Origin of the sequence: Methylocystis sp., assembly GCF_051061225.1 — a bacterium.
Lineage (GTDB): Bacteria > Pseudomonadota > Alphaproteobacteria > Rhizobiales > Beijerinckiaceae > Methylocystis.
Genome location: NZ_JBPFEB010000129.1, coordinates 260,909 through 279,011 on the forward strand (window position 1 = coordinate 260,909; position 18,103 = coordinate 279,011).

General features: G+C 64.3%; 17 protein-coding genes. 4 read left to right on the top strand and 13 right to left on the bottom strand.

The annotated features are described in order from the left end of the window. Positions 1–307: 307 nt before the first annotated feature. The 12 genes from ACR652_RS23220 to ACR652_RS23275 form a co-directional block, all read right to left on the bottom strand. A complete protein-coding gene (locus ACR652_RS23220) occupies positions 308–1,315 on the bottom strand; it encodes a flagellar motor protein MotB (protein WP_434508849.1) in 1,008 nt (335 codons plus the stop codon). Further along, entirely contained in the window at positions 1,312–1,986 is a 675-nt protein-coding gene (locus ACR652_RS23225; protein ID WP_434508850.1) for a hypothetical protein, read from the bottom strand. Before ACR652_RS23225 ends, ACR652_RS23220 begins: the two co-directional genes overlap by 4 nt. After that, a complete protein-coding gene (gene fliF, locus ACR652_RS23230; RefSeq protein ID WP_434508851.1) occupies positions 1,983–3,653 on the bottom strand; it encodes a flagellar basal-body MS-ring/collar protein FliF in 1,671 nt (556 codons plus the stop codon). Before fliF ends, ACR652_RS23225 begins: the two co-directional genes overlap by 4 nt. 158 nt (positions 3,654–3,811) lie before the next feature. Beyond that, the gene (locus tag ACR652_RS23235) at positions 3,812–4,705 is read right to left on the bottom strand and encodes a flagellin (protein WP_434508852.1); all 894 of its coding nucleotides are present in this window, start codon (positions 4,703–4,705) and stop codon (positions 3,812–3,814) included. 172 nt (positions 4,706–4,877) lie between these two features. Next, positions 4,878–5,771 carry a flagellin gene (locus ACR652_RS23240; RefSeq protein ID WP_434508853.1) on the bottom strand — a complete coding sequence of 298 codons (894 nt, stop codon included), beginning with the start codon at positions 5,769–5,771 and terminating at the stop codon, positions 4,878–4,880. Between the two features lie 223 nt (positions 5,772–5,994). Further along, positions 5,995–6,504 (bottom strand): YchJ family protein, encoded by a 510-nt coding sequence (locus tag ACR652_RS23245; protein ID WP_434508854.1) that lies wholly within the window; start codon positions 6,502–6,504, stop codon positions 5,995–5,997. 141 nt (positions 6,505–6,645) lie between these two features. Then, the gene (locus tag ACR652_RS23250; protein ID WP_434508855.1) at positions 6,646–6,879 is read right to left on the bottom strand and encodes a formate dehydrogenase subunit delta; all 234 of its coding nucleotides are present in this window, start codon (positions 6,877–6,879) and stop codon (positions 6,646–6,648) included. Beyond that, entirely contained in the window at positions 6,869–7,696 is an 828-nt protein-coding gene (gene fdhD, locus ACR652_RS23255; RefSeq protein ID WP_434508856.1) for a formate dehydrogenase accessory sulfurtransferase FdhD, read from the bottom strand. The genes ACR652_RS23250 and fdhD overlap by 11 nt, the downstream gene beginning before the upstream one ends. Further along, positions 7,693–10,572, bottom strand: a complete 2,880-nt coding sequence (gene fdhF / locus ACR652_RS23260) for a formate dehydrogenase subunit alpha (RefSeq protein WP_434508857.1) — start codon at positions 10,570–10,572, stop codon at positions 7,693–7,695. The genes fdhD and fdhF overlap by 4 nt, the downstream gene beginning before the upstream one ends. A gap of 9 nt (positions 10,573–10,581) precedes the next feature. After that, complete coding sequence (locus ACR652_RS23265) at positions 10,582–12,132, bottom strand: formate dehydrogenase beta subunit (RefSeq protein ID WP_434508858.1); 1,551 nt, start codon at positions 12,130–12,132, stop codon at positions 10,582–10,584. After that, positions 12,129–12,605, bottom strand: coding sequence for a formate dehydrogenase subunit gamma (locus tag ACR652_RS23270; protein WP_434508859.1), 477 nt, complete (start codon positions 12,603–12,605; stop codon positions 12,129–12,131). Before ACR652_RS23270 ends, ACR652_RS23265 begins: the two co-directional genes overlap by 4 nt. Before the next feature lie 127 nt (positions 12,606–12,732). Next, entirely contained in the window at positions 12,733–13,632 is a 900-nt protein-coding gene (locus ACR652_RS23275) for a LysR family transcriptional regulator (protein ID WP_434508860.1), read from the bottom strand. A gap of 308 nt (positions 13,633–13,940) precedes the next feature. Between ACR652_RS23275 and ACR652_RS23280 the strand changes: the two genes are divergently transcribed. Further along, positions 13,941–15,458, top strand: a complete 1,518-nt coding sequence (locus ACR652_RS23280; protein ID WP_434508861.1) for a D-alanyl-D-alanine carboxypeptidase family protein — start codon at positions 13,941–13,943, stop codon at positions 15,456–15,458. Continuing rightward, the gene (locus ACR652_RS23285) at positions 15,455–16,636 is read left to right on the top strand and encodes a CobW family GTP-binding protein (protein ID WP_434508862.1); all 1,182 of its coding nucleotides are present in this window, start codon (positions 15,455–15,457) and stop codon (positions 16,634–16,636) included. The genes ACR652_RS23280 and ACR652_RS23285 overlap by 4 nt, the downstream gene beginning before the upstream one ends. A gap of 129 nt (positions 16,637–16,765) precedes the next feature. On the opposite strand, the gene ACR652_RS23290 is transcribed toward ACR652_RS23285, so the two are convergent. Then, positions 16,766–17,227 carry a hypothetical protein gene (locus tag ACR652_RS23290; protein WP_434508863.1) on the bottom strand — a complete coding sequence of 154 codons (462 nt, stop codon included), beginning with the start codon at positions 17,225–17,227 and terminating at the stop codon, positions 16,766–16,768. A 173-nt stretch (positions 17,228–17,400) separates the two neighbouring features. Between ACR652_RS23290 and ACR652_RS23295 the strand changes: the two genes are divergently transcribed. Both ACR652_RS23295 and ACR652_RS23300 read left to right on the top strand, forming a co-directional pair. After that, entirely contained in the window at positions 17,401–17,616 is a 216-nt protein-coding gene (locus tag ACR652_RS23295) for a double zinc ribbon domain-containing protein (RefSeq protein WP_434508864.1), read from the top strand. Between the two features lie 202 nt (positions 17,617–17,818). After that, positions 17,819–18,103: hypothetical protein (locus ACR652_RS23300; protein ID WP_434508865.1), on the top strand; the 285-nt coding region annotated here is incomplete at its 3' end.

The following is an 18,103-nucleotide window of genomic DNA, read 5'->3' on the forward strand; positions in this document are numbered from 1 at the left end:
GGCGCGAGCTTCCCTGCAAAGAAGTCGGCTTCGTGAATTTCGCGCAGTCCCGGCGCCGCGCCCCCGCACAAGAGGTAGACAATCGCGGCTCGCTGATTGCGTTCGTCCGCCCATCCTTCCGGCTCGACCGCGCCAATCTCCTTGTCGATCACGTCGAACTGGCGCACCGCCGCGTCACGCGCGTCGGCGTCTCCGGTGACCATCCGGTTCTGCAGGACATTCAGGTCCCGCACCAGCGCAGCAAACTCGTCGGCGCGCGCGCCATTCAAGAGGATGAAAAGAAACGTCACAATACAGACCGCGCGGATCATCGTGCGGGGCCCTTCAGCAGGATTTCAATGCGCCGGTTCAGCGGCGACAATGGATCGCTTGGGACTTTTGGCTGACGATCAGCGAATCCGACGATCTTGCCAATGCGCGCCGCAGGCAGGCCGCCCCTGATCAGCATGTAATTGACAAGCGTGGCGCGGTCGCTGGACAGGCGCCAATTGTCATAGTTCTTTCCCGCATAGGCGCGCGCGTCGGTATGTCCGCGCAGCTCCACTTCGCCGCGCTTGCCTGACAGGATTTTGCCGATATCGGCAAGAATGCGGACGAGCTGTGGCCTGGGCTTGATGGAGCCAACATCAAACATCGAGAAATTCGAATCGTCTGTCAGGCTGATCAGGAGTCCGTCCTCGCTCTGCTTCACTTCTATCTTCGGCGCGTGCTGTTCCTGCGCCGCGACTTTCTCGACTTCCGCCTGAAGCTCCGTCGCGATCTTCGCCTGCTCGGCCTTCCCTTTTTCGGCGGCGTTGACTCCCTGCCCGTGACGCGGCGCGGATTTCTCGCCTGGCGGAGATTGTGTGGATTCGGCCGGGGGCGCTTCAATCGGTGCGCGCCTGTCGGTCCGGGCGCTTCTGTCAAAGGGATCGCGTAGCGTTTGCGGTTCGCTTGCACGGGGCTCGCCTTCCGCAATCGCATCCAGCGCCTTCAGGGGATTCTTCTGCAACTCTCCTTCCAGATCCTTCGCGCCCGCGCCCTCCTTCTTGTCGGAAGGAGTCGAAGCCACCGCGCTTTTGCCTTCGGCGCCGCTATTGGGATCGCGCAGACCCTTGTGGGCGCTGGTCACATCGACGAGCTGCACCGGATTGAAATATTGAACGATGACAGCTTTCGTCTCCTTCGATGTGGAATTGATCAGCCACATGACCAGGAAAAACGCCATCATGGCGGTCATGAAGTCCGCGAAGGCGAGCTTCCAGACGCCGCCGTGATGTTCTTCCTCGCCTTCGACCTTCTTTTTGATGATGATCGGCGGTCCGTCATGACTCATGCGACTCCACTCCTGCTTTCAGAGAGACGGCGCATCCAGGCGTCTAGACGCGTCTCGAGTCTGGCATGCGCGAGATCAATCTGCACGTCGACGCCTTCGGTCTCGATCAGCGAAACGGAGGCTTGCACAGAGCCGAGGGTCTGCGAGAGTCGCTCGATCAAGTCCTTTGGACCCTCGACGCGAATCGCGGGCGCCTGCTCATCGGCCAACGCACGGCGCGTCGCTTCAATCAGATCTTCACAAGCGAGTTCCTCGATCTCACGCGCGACGAAGGGCGCCAGAATGCGCGCGACATCGCTTCGGAGCTGCTCGAAGGCAGTCGCGAGGCTCTCGGCCATCCGTTCGCTGAGAACATTCGCCTGCGTCTCGGCCCATTGCGCTCGGGCAAGGCGCAAGGCCTCCTCATGCGCCGCTTGCTGCGTCTGTAACGCGGCCTCCCTCTCTTCCTCGAAGGCGCGGCGCAACGCATCGATGTCGACCGCAGCCGGCTCTGGCTCCGGGTCAGGCTCTGGCTCCAACTCCGCAAATTCGAACAGGGGCGTCTCCGGATCGAAAGCTTCGACCGGCGCCGCTTCGAATTCCGCCATCCCATGCGCCACGAAACCGGGCGCCGGATCGTCGAAGCGCAACAGATAGGCTGAAACGGAACGTATGCTCGCGCTTCTGGTCACGATCTCATCCATTGCTTCATGATGGCGGCGGCGTGAGCGTCATCCTGTTCAATCAGCCGTTCGAGCTTGCGGCGCGCGGTGTCCTTGGCCGCTTCGACAACGCCGTCAAAGAGTCCGCCCGGCATGACGAATCCGCCATCCTCCGTCATCCCCAGCATTGGTGGAGCCATTGGCTCGAAGGCCGGCTCGATCGCAAGGGGCGCCGGTTCGGCGCCCATCAGCGGAGGCGCCGACTCGCCGCCCTGCTCCGCCGTCAACGCCGGCGGCGGTTCGGCGAGGAGCGCGCGGCGCGCCGGCGCGAGTCCGAAGGCCACGATCACGGCGGCAATGCCGATCGCCGTGAGAGCGTTTATGAAAGAGCCGATATGATTGCCGAGCATGGCCATCAGGCCGGGATTTTCGACCGGGGACATTTCATGCTCGTTGAAGGTAAAATCCACGGCTGTGACCTTCAGCGAGTCTCCGCGCTCCTTCTTGAGGCCCGCGGCGGAAGAGATGAGTTGCTCGATTTCCCTGAGCTGCTTTTCGATCGCCTCAGGCTTTGGCGCCTCCTTGTTGGGCTCCGCAAAGGCCGCGCGATTGATGAGCACCGCGACCGAAAGCTGCTCGATATTGTAGCCGCCGCTGACGGTCGTCACCGTCTTCGACGAGAGCTCGAAGTTCGTGAGCTCTTCGCTCTTCTTGCTCTCGTCGTTGGATTGCTTGGTGTCGCCGCCAGCGTTGGCGCCGCCTTGCGGAATGTTTCTATCGACGCTTGTCGATTGCCCGGCGCTGTTATTTTGGGACTGAGCGCTTTCCTTGACGGTGCGCACGGAGCGCTCGACGCGCGAGTCCGGATCATAGATCGTCTCGTTGATCTGTTTGCGATCCGTATTGACCCGCGCGCGCACGCTGACCTGAAAGTTGGCGAGCTTCAGATATGGCGTCAGTGTGCGGCGGATGTTGTCCTGTATGTCCTTGGAGATGTTTTTCTCAAGGGAGAGCGTCTTCACCGGAATGGCGTCGTTCGCTTCTCCGTCGGAAGACGAGAGGATCATGCCATCCGTATTGAGAACCGTCACCTGATCCACCGTCATGCCAGGCAAGGATGAGGCGACCAGATGCCGGATCGCCTGCGCGGCGCTGGAATCGTCGGGTCCTTCGGTTCGGATGATGACGGAAGCCGAGGGCGGCTGCTTGGCGCGGCGGAAGGATCCCTCGTCCGGCATGACGATATGGACGCGCGCGGCCTTGACGCCGCGAATCAACTGGATTGTTCGCGCCAGCTCGCCTTCGAGCGCGCGCACACGCGTCACCTCCTGCATGAAGGAGGTCAATCCAAGCGCGCCAACCTTGTCGAAAAGCTCATAGCCCGCATTGGCGCTCTGCGGTAGACCACGCTCGGCGAGAAGCATGCGCGCCTGAGATGTTTGGCCATAGGGCACCGATATGGCGTTGCCTTCCGGATTCACGTCGAAGGCGACGCCGCTCGACTTCAGCGCCGCGCCGATGCGGCTGACATCCTCACGATCCAGACCCGCATAAAGCACCTCGAAATTCGGGCGCGAGAGATAATAGCCGGCGGCGGAGACAAGCCCCACGACGAGCGCGAATGTCAGCGTGAGGGCGGCGAGCTTGCGTTTGCCGAGCGCATTCAGATTATCGAGGATGAGAGTGAGACGATCCATGGCGGAGAAGCGGGCGATCCCTGTTGCTGCAACGCCAAGAGTCTGCTCGAGGGCTTGTGCGAACGTTGCGTCCCGGTTCTCAAATCATTCATTAACAAGAGATTAACGAAAGTCAGACCGGACCGGCGCGCGGCCTGCGCGCCAGCCCGGACGCTGGGTCACTGGAAGAGCTTCATGATCATCTGCGCGTTCTGGTTCGCGATGGAGAGCGACTGAACGCCGAGCTGTTGCTGAGTCTGCAACGCCTGAAGACGCGTTGAGACGTCATTCATATCCGCATCGACCAAAGACGACACGCGGGTCGTCAGCGACTCGTTCATCACCTTGATGAAGTCGCCCTGCTGACGCACGCGCGTCTGTGTCACGCCGATCTGCGCGGCGTAAGTCGTCAGATCGGCGATGGCCTTGTCGGCGTTGGTCAATGTGTCCTTGATTGTCGCAGTCGAGAGGTCGGCGGTGGTCAGTGAGGTGAAGTTCGTCGCGGCGGCCGCGTTGCCGCCCTGCGAGGCCTCCAGAATGCCTCCGCCGCCGCCCGTGCTGTCGATCAGCGTGCTGACCGAGAGGTCGATCGTGCCGACGACCGAGTCATTGACGCCCGAGCCATTGGCGTAGGAAGCGATGAATTTCAGGGGGCTGGTCACCGTTCCGTCGGTGACGTTGAGGCCGGTAAACGTGGCGGAAGCGACGACGCTGGTGAGCTGTTTGCCGAGCTCCTGCACGCTGGTGAGAATCTTGGCGAGATCCGCGCCAGGCTGCTGGGCCTGAGCGATTCCCGACTTGATGTCATTCATGACCTTGATCGCGCTCTTGACGGCTGCGGAGGCGACGTTGAGAACCGAGTCGGCGCCCGACAGGGAGTCGCTGATCGTCATCAGCACGGATTTGTCCGATTTCATGGACTCCGCAATGCCCCAGGTCGACGCATTGTCCGCCGCGCTGGCGATCTTCAAGCCGGTCGCAATTTCACTTTGGGTTGTGTTGAGCGCGCTCTGAGTCTTGCGCAGCGACTGCAGGGCGGTGATCGCAGAAGGGTTCACGAGAATGCTGGCCATTGAGATGTCCCTTTTTCGGTTCTCTGTGAGGAAGGGACATACCGGTGTCGCGCCGGTTCGACGGATGAGGCGTCATGCCGCGGGCCTTGGCCCGTCCGAAGCATCTAGCAAGACAAACGCACAGGAGCCGACGCCGCTTTCATGTGGCGCGGCTCCTGCGTATCCGAAGCTGTTACTGGAAGAGCTTCAGAATCATCTGGGCGTTCTGGTTCGCGATGGAGAGCGACTGAACGCCAAGCTGCTGCTGCGTCTGCAACGCCTGCAGACGGGTTGAGGTTTCGTTCATGTCAGCGTCGACGAGCGACGAGATACCGGTGGTGAGCGCTTCGTTCATGGTCTTGACGAAGTCGTTCTGTTGCGTGACGCGCGTCTGGGTGGCGCCGATCTCGGAGACGTAGGTCGTCAGATCCGCAATGGCCTTGTCGGCGTTGGTCAGCGTATCCTTGATCGTCGCGCTCGAGAGGTCGCCGGAGGTCAGCGAGGTGAAGTTCGTCGCGGCGGCGGCGTTGCCGCCCTGCGCGGCCTCCAGAATGCCCGTGCCGCCGCCAGCGCCGTCGATCAGCGTGGTGATGTTGAGGTCGATGGTGCCGACCGCCGAGTCGTTGGTGCCGGAGCCATTCGCATAGGAGGCGATGAATTTCACCGGAGAGGTCAGCGAACCGTCGGTCACGTTGAGCCCCGTGAACGTCGCGGAGGACACGACGCTGGAGAGCTGCTTGCCGAGCTGCTGCAGGCTGGTGAGGATTTTCGCGGTGTCCGCGCCCGGCTGCTGCGCCTGGACGACGCTGGCCTTGATGTCATTCATGACATTGATCGCGCTCTTCACGGCGGCGGAAGCGACGTTGAGAACGGAATTGGCGCCGGAGAGCGAGTCGCTGATCGTCGAAAGAACGCTCTTGTCGGACTTCATCGACTCCGCGATCGCCCAGGTCGAGGCGTTATCGGCGGCGCTGGAGATTTTCAGGCCGGTGGAAATTTCCTTCTGGGTGGTGTTCAGCGCGTTCTGTGTCGTGCGGAGAGACTGCAGAGCTGTGATCGCGGAGGGGTTAACGAGAATGCTGGCCATTGGACGTGTCCCTTGTTGGACTGAGAACAAGTAAGGGACATACCGGTGTTGCACCGGCTCATCGGAAAAGGCGTCATGCCACGGGCCTTGGCCCGTCCGAAGCAACTGTCGACGGGATTTACGCTTCGCGCTTCACAGCGCCGACGACACAACCTTAGCTGAAGCCGCGACGTTTGAAAGGGTAATGCCAGAACGGGCTTAATGATCGCTTAATAGCGCAGCTTCAGGCCGCAGCGCCGCAGCACTTTTTGTATTTCTTGCCGGAGCCGCAAGGACAGGCGTCGTTGCGACCGGGCTGCGGACCCTTCACGATCGGCTGGTTCTTGCGGTTGGCTTCTTCCTGGAAATACCAGCGCCCGTCGATCTTGCGAAACAGCGACCGTTCGCGATGCGCGTAGCTTTCGCCCTCGTGATCGAAGTGAGCGATGAACTCGACATAGCCGGCGTCGTCGCCTTCGCGCCCCTCTTCCGTCGAGACAAGCTCGAGTCCGAGCCACTGAGACTGCCTGGCCCAGTGGGTGATGGCCTTCTTGTCGAAGTCGTCCCGCGTGCCGGGCGCCAGCGTGGTTTCGAGATAGTCGATGTCGCCCCGCACGAAGGCCGTGTAGCGCGAGCGCATGAGCGACTCGGCGGTCGGCGGCGCCTGGCCGTCTTCGAGAAACGGCTTGCAGCAATCGGCGTAATCGCGCTTGTCCTCGTCGATCACGCGGCAGGGGCAGATTGCGTCGGTCATGCTGGGCTCTCGATTGTCGACACTTCAAGTGCGCCATGCCTAAGCGACGGCGCGCGCCGCGTCCAGACCTTTGAAGACGAAAAGAGCGGCCCGTGGTTGGGGCCGCTTCTTCGGCGCTTTTTCATGAAATCGGAAGGGGCGTCAGGCCGCGCCCTTCTTCTCCGCCTCGAGAAGCTTGACCGCCTCGATCGCAATCGGGGCAAGCCCCGCGCCGCCATGTTTCACATGCTCGCTGATCGCCTCGCGCATATGGGGAGCCCAGAACTTGCGCAGATGCTCGGCCATGCCGGCGGCGGCGCCGATCTTCTGCGCGCCGAAGAAATCGCCGATCTGATTGGCCATTTTCACGAGCTTTTCGACTGAATTATGCGACATGAGCGGAAACCTGTTCGAGGATGCGTCCTGGATGGGTGAAGACTTCGAAGTCGCGGCCCCGCATCACGGCCACGAGCGTCATACCGCATTTTTCGGCGCTGCGAACCGCCAATGCGGTCGGCGCCGACACAGCGGCAATGATCGGCGCGCCGATGCGGGCGGCCTTCTGGACGAGTTCGACGGAGACGCGGCTCGTCATCAGCACCACGCCCTGCGAGGCCGCGATCCCCTGGCGCGCCAGCGCGCCGGCGAGCTTGTCGAGGGCATTGTGGCGGCCGACGTCCTCGCGGACGAGCAGCGCGCCGGAGATCGGATTCCAGAAGGCCGCGGCGTGAACGGCGCGCGTCTCCTGATTGATGGTTTGTTCGCCGGGCAGGCGCGCCATCGCCTCGATCAGCCCTTCGGCGGTCACTGTCAGCGCATTGTCCAGCGTCGGCAGCACGCGCGTCGCCGCCTCAAGGCTCTCGACGCCGCAGAGGCCGCAGCCGGTCGGGCCGGCCATGGAGCGCTTGCGCGCCGCATAGGCCTCCTGCCGGTCGCCGCCGAGCCAGGTGCGCAATTCGAGGCCGAGCTCGGAGGCGAGCACTTCGACTTCGCCCGCGTCTTCCGGTCGATCGACCAGCCCCTCGGTCATCGCAAATCCGACCGCGAAGTCCTCGAGATCGGCGGGCGTCGCCATCATCACCGCATGAGTGGAGCCGCCATAGGTAAAAGCGATCGGCGTCTCCTCGGGGATCACGCGTGAAGAACGCGCCGTCACATCGTGACGGCGCGCCAGGCAATCCACTCGAAGAGAGGCCGACGGTCTGTCGATCATTCCGCCGCGTCGATCGTCGTCGCGATCCGCCGGGCCTGCTCGGACAGTTCGCGATACTTCTCCTGGAACTCGGTGGGGCCGTTGCTCTTGGAGATTTGAACGGCGGTCACCTTGTATTCCGGACAGTTGGTCGCCCAGTCCGAATTGTCGGTCGTCACGACATTGGTGTTGCACAGCGGATGATGGAAGGTCGTGTAGACCACGCCGGGCGCCACGCGATCGGTGATCTGGGCGCGAAGGGTCGTCTCGCCGGCGCGGCTCGCAACCTTCACCCAGTCGCCCTCGCAAACGCCGCGCTCCTCCGCGTCATGCGGATGGATTTCAAGCACGTCCTCCTCGTGCCAGCGGCTGTTCTCGGTGCGGCGGGTCTGCGCGCCGACGTTGTACTGCGACAGGATGCGGCCCGTCGTCAGCAGCAGCGGGAAGCGCGGCCCAACCTTCTCGTCGGTCGGCACATATTCGGTGATGACGAACTTGCCCTTGCCGCGCGCGAAGCCGTCGATATGCATGATCGGCATGCCTTCCGGCGCGTCGTCGTTGCACGGCCACTGCACGGAGCCCATTTCATCGAGCTTGGCGTAGGAGACGTTGCGGAACGACGGAGTCAGCCGCGCGATCTCGTCCATGATCTCGGACGGGTTGTGGTAGTTCCAGCCCATGCCGAGCTTCTTGGCGAGGAGCTGGGTGATCTCCCAGTCGCCATAGCCGTTCTTCGGCGTCATCACCTTGCGGATGCGCTGGATGCGGCGCTCGGCGTTGGTGAAGGTGCCGTCCTTCTCGAGGAAGGAGGAGCCCGGCAGGAAGACATGCGCGTAATGCGCCGACTCGACCAGGAACAGGTCCTGCACGATCACGATTTCCATGTTCGCCAAAGCGGCGGAGACATGGCGCGTGTCGGGATCGGACTGGAGAATGTCCTCGCCTTGCAGATAGAGGCCCTTGAACCGGCCCTCGATCGCCGCGTCGAACATGTTGGGGATGCGCAGGCCCGGCTCGGAGTCGAGCTTGACGCCCCAGTCCGCCTCGAACACCTCGCGGGCGGCCGCGCCCGAAATGTGCTGATAGCCCGGCAGCTCGTGCGGGAACGAGCCCATGTCGCAGGAGCCCTGCACATTGTTCTGGCCACGCAGCGGGTTCACGCCGACGCCGCGACGACCGAGATTGCCGGTCGCCATGGCGAGATTGGCGATGCCCATGACCGTCGTCGAGCCCTGGGCATGCTCGGTCACGCCGAGGCCGTAATAAATGGCCGCATTGCCGCCGGTGGCGTAGAGCCGCGCGGCCGCGCGAACGTCCTCCGCCTTCACGCCCGTCACGGATTCGAGCGCCTCGGGGCTGTTGCGGTCGAGCGACACGAAGTCGGCCCAGGCCTGGAACTCGTCCCAGTCGCAGCGATGCCGCACGAAGGACTCGTTGACGAGGCCCTCCTTCACGATCACATGCGCCAGCGCCGTGATCATCGCGACGTTGGTTCCGGGCTTGAGAGCCAGATGATAGTCCGCCTGCACGTGCGGCGACTTCACCAGATCGATGCGGCGCGGATCGATGACGATTAGCCGCGCGCCCTCGCGCAGGCGCTTCTTCATGCGCGAGCCGAACACCGGATGGGCGTCCGTGGGATTGGCGCCCATGACGAGGATGACGTCGGCCTCATCGACCGAGTCGAAATCCTGCGTGCCGGCGGAGGTGCCGAAGGCCTGGTTGAGGCCATAGCCGGTCGGCGAGTGGCAGACGCGGGCGCAGGTGTCGACATTGTTGTTGCCGAAGCCGGCGCGCACGAGCTTCTGAACGAGATAGGTTTCCTCGTTCGAGCAACGCGAGGAGGTGATGGCGCCGACGGAGCCTTTGCCATATTTCGCCTGCACGGTCTTCAGCCGGTCTGCGGCGAAGGTCAGCGCCTCGTCCCACGACACGACCCGCCAGGGCTGGTCGATCGATTCGCGGATCATCGGATTCAGCACGCGGTCGCCATGATGCGCGTAGCCATAGGCGAAGCGCCCCTTGATGCAGCTATGGCCGTGATTGGCCTTGCCGTCCTTCCAGGGAACCATGCGGACGACTTCCTCGCCGCGCATTTCGGCCTTGAAGGTGCAGCCCACGCCGCAATAGGCGCAGGTGGTGATTTCGGAATGCTCGGGCTGGCCGATGTCGATGACGGACTTCTCGGTCAGCGTCGCCGTCGGGCAGGCCTGCACGCAGGCGCCGCAGGAGACGCATTCCGACTCCATGAAGGCTTCGTCCATGCCGGGCGACACGCGCGAGTCGAAGCCGCGGCCGGAGATCGTCAGCGCGAACGTGCCCTGCACTTCCTCGCAGGCGCGCACGCAGCGGTTACAGACGATGCACTTGGACGGATCATAGGTGAAATAGGGGTTCGACTCGTCCTTGGGCTTCCAGTCGAAATTCGCCTCGCCATTGTTGCGGGCGAAGACATGGTTCGCGCCGTCGTAGCCATAGCGCACGTCGCGCAGGCCCACGGCGCCGGCCATGTCCTGCAATTCGCAGTCGCCATTGGCGGCGCAGGTCAGACAGTCCAGCGGATGGTCGGAGATGTAAAGCTCCATCACGCCGCGGCGGATGGCGGCCAGACGCGGGGTCTGCGTCTTGACCGAGATGCCGTGCGCGACCGGCGTGGTGCAGGAGGCCGGCGTGCCGTAACGGCCCTCGACCTCGATCACGCAGAGGCGACAGGAGCCGAAGGCCTTGATGCTGTCCGTGGCGCAGAGCTTCGGGATCTCGGTCCCGACCTCCATCGCCGCGCGCATGATCGACGTCCCCGCGGGAACAGTGACGCTCTTTCCGTCAATGGTCAGCGTGACCATATCCTCGGATGTGGACTCTGGCGTCCCGTAATCTGTCTCTTTGATAAGCGTCATGGCACTACCTCACTCGGCGGCTTCAAGGGCCGGCTTGCGGAAGTCCTCGGGGAAATGACGAAGCGCGCTTTCGACCGGATACGGCGCGAAACCGCCCAATGCACACAATGAGCCAAACTTCATCGTGTGACACAGGTCCTTGAGAAGCTCGATGTTCTTCTCGACGTCCTGACCATTGCGGATCTTGTCGATCGTCTCGACGCCGCGCGTCGAGCCGATGCGGCAGGGCGTGCACTTGCCGCAGCTTTCGATGGCGCAGAACTCCATGCCGAAGCGCGCCATCCAGAGCATGTCGGTCGCATCGTCGAACAGGACGATGCCGCCATGGCCGATCAGGCTGTCCTTCGCCGCGAACGCCTCATAGTCGAAAGGCAGGTCGAACAGCGACACGGGCACATAGGCGCCGAGCGGCCCGCCGACCTGCACCGCCTTGACCGGACGCCCCGTGCGGGTGCCGCCGGCGATCTCATTGACGATCGTGCCGAGCGGGATGCCGAAGTCAGTCTCGAACAGGCCGCCGTATTTCACATTGCCGGCGATCTGCAACGGCATGGTGCCGCGCGAACGGCCGACGCCGAGATCGGCGTAATGCTTCGCGCCCTTCTCCAGGATCATCGGAATGGTGGCCATGGAGAGGACGTTGTTGATCACCGTCGGCTTGCCGAACAGGCCGACATGCGCCGGCAGCGGCGGCTTGGCGCGCACGATGCCGCGCTTGCCCTCGAGACTTTCGAGCAGCGACGTTTCCTCGCCGCAGACATAGGCGCCGGCGCCGATGCGCAGCTCGACGTCGAAGTCGAAGCCGGAACCCTTGATGTTCTTGCCGAGCCAGCCCGCTTCGCGCGCCTTCTCGATCGCCGCGTCGAAGACCTTGGCGACGACCGGATATTCCGAGCGCAAATAGACGTAGCCCTTGGAGGCGCCGACGGCGTAGCCGCAGATGGCCATGCCCTCGATGAGCGAGAGCGGGTCGCCCTCCATGATCATGCGGTCGGCGAAGGTGCCGGAATCGCCCTCGTCGGGGTTGACCACGACATATTTCTGGCCGGGCGCGCAATCGGCGACCGTCTTCCACTTGATGCCCGTCGGGAAGCCCGCGCCGCCGCGGCCGCGCAGGCCCGACTTGGTGACCTCCTCCACGACGGCCGGAGCGCCGACCTCGAACGCCCGCTTCAAGCCCTTGAAGCCGCCATGAGCCTCGTAATCCGCGACGGAGAGCGGATCGATCACGCCGCAGCGGACGAAGGTCACGCGGTTCTGACGCTTCATCCACGGATGCTCTTCGACGAGGCCGATCGCGAGCGGATGCGCGCCGCCCGTCAGGAAGCCCGAATCGAACAGCGAGGCGACGTCCTTGACCTTGGCCGGACCATAGCCGACGCGGCCCGCGGGGGTCTCCACCTCGATCAGGGGCTCGAGCCAGAGCATGCCCCGCGAGCCGTTTCTCACGATCTCGACCTGCTGGCCGCGGGCGGCCGCTTCCTTGGCGATGGCGGCGGCGAGGCGGTCGGCGCCCATCGCCACGGCGGCCATGTCCAGCGGAACGTAAATCTTCGTCATTTGCCCTTCGCCTCCTCGACGAAAGCGTCGAGCGTCTCGGCGTCGACCATTCCAACAGGTTCGTTGTCGTAGAGAGCCGACGGGCTATGGGCGCAGAGGCCCAGGCAATAGACCGGCTCGACCGTCAGGGAGCCGTCGGGCGTGGTCTTGCCCCATTCCAGCTTGTGGCGGGCGAGAAACTCGTTCGCCTGCTTCTCGGCGCCCATCGACTGGCAGGATTCGGCGCGGCAGATCTTGAGGGTGTGGCGTCCGTGCGGCGACGTATGGAAGTCATGATAGAAGGTTACGACGCCATGCATCTCGGCGCGGCTGATGTTCAGCGCCGTCGCCATCTCCTTCACTGCGGATTCGGGAACATGACCGAATTCCGCCTGAAGCGCATGTAAAATGGGGAGTGCAGGTCCTTCGAGGCCCATATGAGCCGCAATGATCTCCCGCGCCCGCTCGTCGCTATAAGGAGCAGCGCCAGCCATTTCTTCCCTCGCTTTGGGGCGTCGAGCTCAAGACAAGCGCCCTTGATTGGTTTTGTTCCAGAGAGACTGCCGGAAATCCGGGCTCCGATCAATACCGTCTCGACCGTTGCGTCATAGGGCTTGCCTATCAATCGCTCAATGCGCCGCTTTCTGCGAGCGCCTTTGCCTCTGCAACGAGCGCGCCAACGAGCGGAATGACCGGGTCGCGCTGCGGCGCGACCAGCCCGATTTCATAGCCCGCCTCCGGCTCAACGATGGGAATCGAGCGCAGCGGCGGCTCTGCTCCCATTGTTTTTGCAAGCTTTTCCGGAAGGATCGTCGCCCAGCGCCCGGATCGCACATGGTCATAGAGCAGAATGACCGAATTCGATTCGAGGATGGGCGCCGGCTCCGCCCCACCCGCGCCAATTAGTCGCTCGACGATGCGGCGGTTCTGCATGTCCGGCGTCAGCAGACACAGATCGATGCGGCCCACCTCCGCCCAGGTCACCCGGTCGCGGTCGCCCAGCGGATTGCCCTCGGTGGTCAGCAGGCGATAGCGCTCCGAGCAGAGCGGAACCGTGCGGACGCGGCCGAGCGGCTCGTTGTCGAGATAGGTGATGCCCGCGTCGATCTCGAGATTGTCGAGCATCGCCAGCACTTCGGTCGAGGAGGCGGAGACCACCTTGAAGCGCACATGCGGGTGCTTGTCGCGGTAGGGCGTCGTCAGCGCCGAGACGATCCCTTCGGCGGTGGGAATCACGGCGATCTTGAGCTGGCCCGAGAGGCCCTCGCGCAAGGTCCGCACCTCCTGGCGCATGGCGCGGGCGTCGCCGACGATGCGCTTGGCCCATTCCAGCACGCGCTCGCCCTCGGCCGTCAGGCCGTGAAACCGCGAGGAGCGGTTGACGAGCAGCACGCCGAGCGAGTCCTCGAGCTGCTTGATGCCAGCGGACAGCGTCGGCTGCGTGACGCCGCAGAGCTCCGCGGCGCGCGAAAAGCTCTTTTCGCTCGCGACGGTGATGAGGAATTCGAGTTTGTCGATCACTTCGAAACGTTCCGGCGCGGGGCTGCGCCGTTCCCTGTCGAAAAGGCGGTCCCGCGCGACGGAGGGGCAACGGCGTCCAAGCGCCTTTTTCGATCGACGGACTTAGCACATCCCGGGCCGAAACGCCCGAAAAAATCCTGTGGAACCAACGCGCCCGCGCGGGGGCTGGGCCGCCGGCGAAGGCGCAGCTTGCGGCCCAATGTCATCATGAAGGTCACAATTTCCCCTCATTTGAACCTTTTCGGAATGTCCTCTAGACAAATTTTAAGTGAACGGCCCTGTCACGCCGACCGAGTGAGACTTTGCCAATGACGACGATCAGGACATTCTCCCGTCTCGGCGCTTTTGCGTCTTTCCTTGTCTCCGCCCTGGCGCTTCCGGCGCAGGCCACGCCATCCCTCGTCATCGACGTCGCCTCGGGCGCCGTTCTGTCGCAGGATCAGCCGACGGCCTCCTGGTATCCGGCGTCCCTCACCAAGCTGATGACCGCCTATGTCGCGCTCGACGCCGTGCGCGCCGGGCGCATCAGCATGGACACGCCGCTGATGATGTCGCCGCGCGCCTGCCGCATGGCGCCGTCGAAGATGGGCTTCCGGGCGGGGTCGGAGGTGACGCTCTACAACGCCCTCATCATGCTGATGGTGAAGTCCGCCAATGACATCGCCGTCGCCATCGCCGAGGGCGTGTCGGGCTCGGTCGAGGCGTTCGCGGAGGAAATGAACCGCGCCTCCCAGAAGCTCGGCATGACGCAGTCGGTCTGGGTCAATCCGAACGGGCTTCCGGACGCGCGTCAGGTGACCTCGGCCCGCGATCTCGCGCTGCTCGGCCGGGCGCTTTACGTGGATTTCCCCGAATACGCCCATCTCTGGAACATCGGCGCGATGAAATTCGGCGCGCAGATCCACCCCACCCATAACGGCCTGCTGGGCCGCTATCCCGGCGCCGAGGGCATGAAGACCGGCTTCACCTGCCCCGCCGGCTTCAACGTCGTGGCCTCCGCCACGCATGGCTCCCAGCGGCTCATCGCGGTGGTGCTCGGCGCGCCCTCGGCCGCGGCGCGCACCGCCAAGGCGGCGGCGCTGCTCGACCGAGGCTTTCAGACCAGCGGCGCGCAGGGGACCGTCGCCTCCATCGCCGCGAGCGGCCCGACGCAGGCCCCCGACATGCGCGACAGCGTCTGCCGCAACCGGGGCGCCGCCACGGCCGAATTCATGAGCGAAGTCGAGGATGTCCCGATCGCCATCGGCGGCGGCTCCACCGGCATTCCGCTGCTCGACGCCGCGGGTCAGCAACAGATCAGCGCCAAGCAGATCGCCCATCTGCCGCGTCCGCATTTCGAGCCGGTGGCCGTCTACGCCGGCCGTGCGCCCGGCTATGCCGGCCCCGTGGCGCGCGCTCGCGCGCCAGGCGCGCCGATCGGCGAGCAGACCGATTTCACCGCCTACGCCAATCCCGAGCCCGCCGCCGACGGCGCGTCGCCGATCAGCCGCGCGGCCCCGGATGCGGTGAAGATGCGGAAGGGAAAGCGCGCGGCGAAGCGCGCCGCGCCCCTGCCGACCCCCGCCCCCGTGGACAGCATCATCGACGAGGGCGCCGGCGCGAGCGACGAAAAGCCTGAGAAACCCAAGGCCGGCGCAGCCGCCAAGGCCCCGGCGAAGACGACCGCAGCCGCCAAGTCCGCAACCGGAAAGGCCGCAGCCGCCAAGACCACATCGGCCAAGACAGCGCCGCCGCCCGCGCCGGACGGCGCCGCCAAACCGGCCGGGAAATCGGCCGCGAACGCCAAGACCCAGGCGGCCGCCAAATCCCAGGTCAAGACTCAGTGAGCGACGAAAATCCGGCGGCGGCGCGCCGCCCGCCGCCGCCTGTTCCGCTGACGATCCTCACCGGCTTTCTCGGGGCGGGGAAAACGACGCTGCTCAACACTCTGCTGGCGGCGCCGGAACTCGCCGACACGCTCGTTCTGATCAATGAATTCGGCGAGATCGGCCTTGACCACCTCTTCATCGAGAAGGTCGAGGGCGACATGGTGATGATGAGCTCGGGCTGCGTTTGCTGCACGATCCGGGGCGATCTCGTCACCACGCTGGAGGATTTGCTGCGGCGGCTGGACAACGGCCGCATCAAGCCGTTTCGCCGCGTCGTGCTGGAGACCACGGGTCTCGCCGATCCGGCCCCCATCCTCCACACCATCATGAGCCACCCCTATCTCGTCCTGCGCTTCCGGCTCGACGGCGTGATCGCCGTGGTCGACGCTGTGAACGGCGAGGCGACGCTCGACGCGCATGAAGAGGCGGTGAAACAGGCGGCCGTGGCGGACCGGCTGGTGATGACCAAAACCGATCTGCCCGAGGGCGCCGCGCGCGCCGCCGGCCTCGCCGCGCGCCTGCGGGCGCTCAATCCCGGCGCGCGCATACTGGATGCGGCCAAAGGGGAGGCCTCGGCGCCCGCCCTGCTCGACTGCGGCCTCTACGATCCGGCGACCAAGAGCCCGCGGGTGCGCGAATGGCTGAACGCCGAGGCGGTCGACGCCGCGCATGATCATCACGATCACGACCACGATCATGGCGCGGGCCATGATCATCACGGTCACAGCCACCATCACGCGGACGTCAACCGTCATGATGATCACATCCAGGCTTTCTGCCTGACCGGCGATCAGCCGTTCACGCCGGCGTCCTTCGACATTTTCATCGACCTGCTTCGCCACACGCACGGGCCACGCCTGTTGCGCGTCAAGGGCGTCGTCGCCCTTTCCGACGAACCCGACCGGCCGGTGGTGATCCATGGCGTGCAGCACGTCTTCCACCCGCCGCACCGGCTGGAGGCGTGGCCGGACGAGGACCGCCGGACGCGCATCGTCTTCATCGTGAAGGATCTCGACCGCGCCTTCGTCGAAGGGCTTTATGCCGCGCTGATCCACAGGCCGGCGATCGACACGCCGGACGCCGAGGCGCTCACGAAGAATCCGCTGGCTCCGCCGCGAGGCGGCCTGCTCGGATAAGTCCGCGCACGGCGGACGCGCGCGCCTGCGGGAGACGCCGCGCGATCACGCGCGCCCCACGCACCCGGCCGCTGGCAAGACACAGGCCGTCACGCCCCGGGCGGGTCCGCCCACGGGCGCGGATCGGCCCTAGTTCTCGTTGATATCCTTGACGGTGATCTTGTTGAAGGACTTCTCGATGTCGGCCGCGCCGGCGACGCCGTGATGATCGGCGACATTGACCGTCGTCTCGACCCGAACATTCGAAATCGACTTGCTGCGAATGGACACGTTGTTGGAGCCGATCGTCACGATCGCCGCCTTGCCGCCCACGCCGGAGTCGACAATGCTGCCGATGGTGAAGGCGCCTTCCTCGATGACGATCGGCATGTGCTCCTGTTCGACCGCTTTGGAGTCGATCTGAACCGCGCCGCCGGGGAGCGCGCCGATGTTCTGGGCCACGGCGCCGATGTTATTGACGCCAATGTTGGTGACGCTGCCCACATTCACGCCATTGGCGGAACCGACGTTCGGCTGAATGGAGATCGGATCGGCCAGCGCCAGGCTCGCCGGAGCCAGGGCCGCGGCGAGGAGAAAAAGTCTTTTCATCACGCACCTGCTACTTACGCATACTATTGGAACCGAGGCATCATCCCTGCAAAAGCTCGGCCGCGCCAGCCAAATTGTGCAAAGCTCGTTTTTTCGCGAACGCTGTTGCAGAAACGGCACAGACACAAAAGCAGGGGCCAGCAGACAGCGGCGAGAGGCTCTGCCATATTGCCAGGATGCCGCTCGACGTCCCCGCCGCGCTCACCCGGATCGCCGCCCTCGCGCGCCGCGCCGGATCCACGGCGCTCGATGTCGTCTATCCGCCATCCTGCCTCGTCTGCCGCCGGGCGGTCGCGGAACAGGGCGCGCTATGCGCCGCCTGCTGGCGGGATATCGCCTTCATCGAGCGCCCCTATTGCGAGCGGCTGGGAACGCCTTTCGCTACATCGTGACAAATCAAATTAAAAACAAATAGATAGCGCCTGTTTTTCTTCCCAGAAATCAAGCCATCGCAACACTATCGCAACAAAAACGCCCTGCCGGTTCATCCGCGGTCAGGGCGCTTTCGTCATCATCGGGGATATGCTGGAGTAATTTACGGTCGGAACTTGTGAAAGTCCATCCCGAGGCTATCCTGCGGGCGGAGGTGCGCCCATGGCCAAATCACAGAAGGCAGTTCCGCTTGCGTCCATGCGTCTCGCCAAGGCGTCCTATCTCGCCGGCCTCGGCCACTCGGCAGCGGAGATCGGCGCCGCCACCGGCATGAAGACCGGCCACGTCTACTGGCTGCTGTTCACGCACCATATTCGCCTGGCGCCGAAGACGGCCGCTGACGTTGTGCTGCCGCCGATAATGGTCTCCCGGAAAACGATGGGCGATGTCGAGCACCTCTCGAAGACCCTCGCGCTCCCGCCGGATTGGATGCTTGCCCGCCTGCTC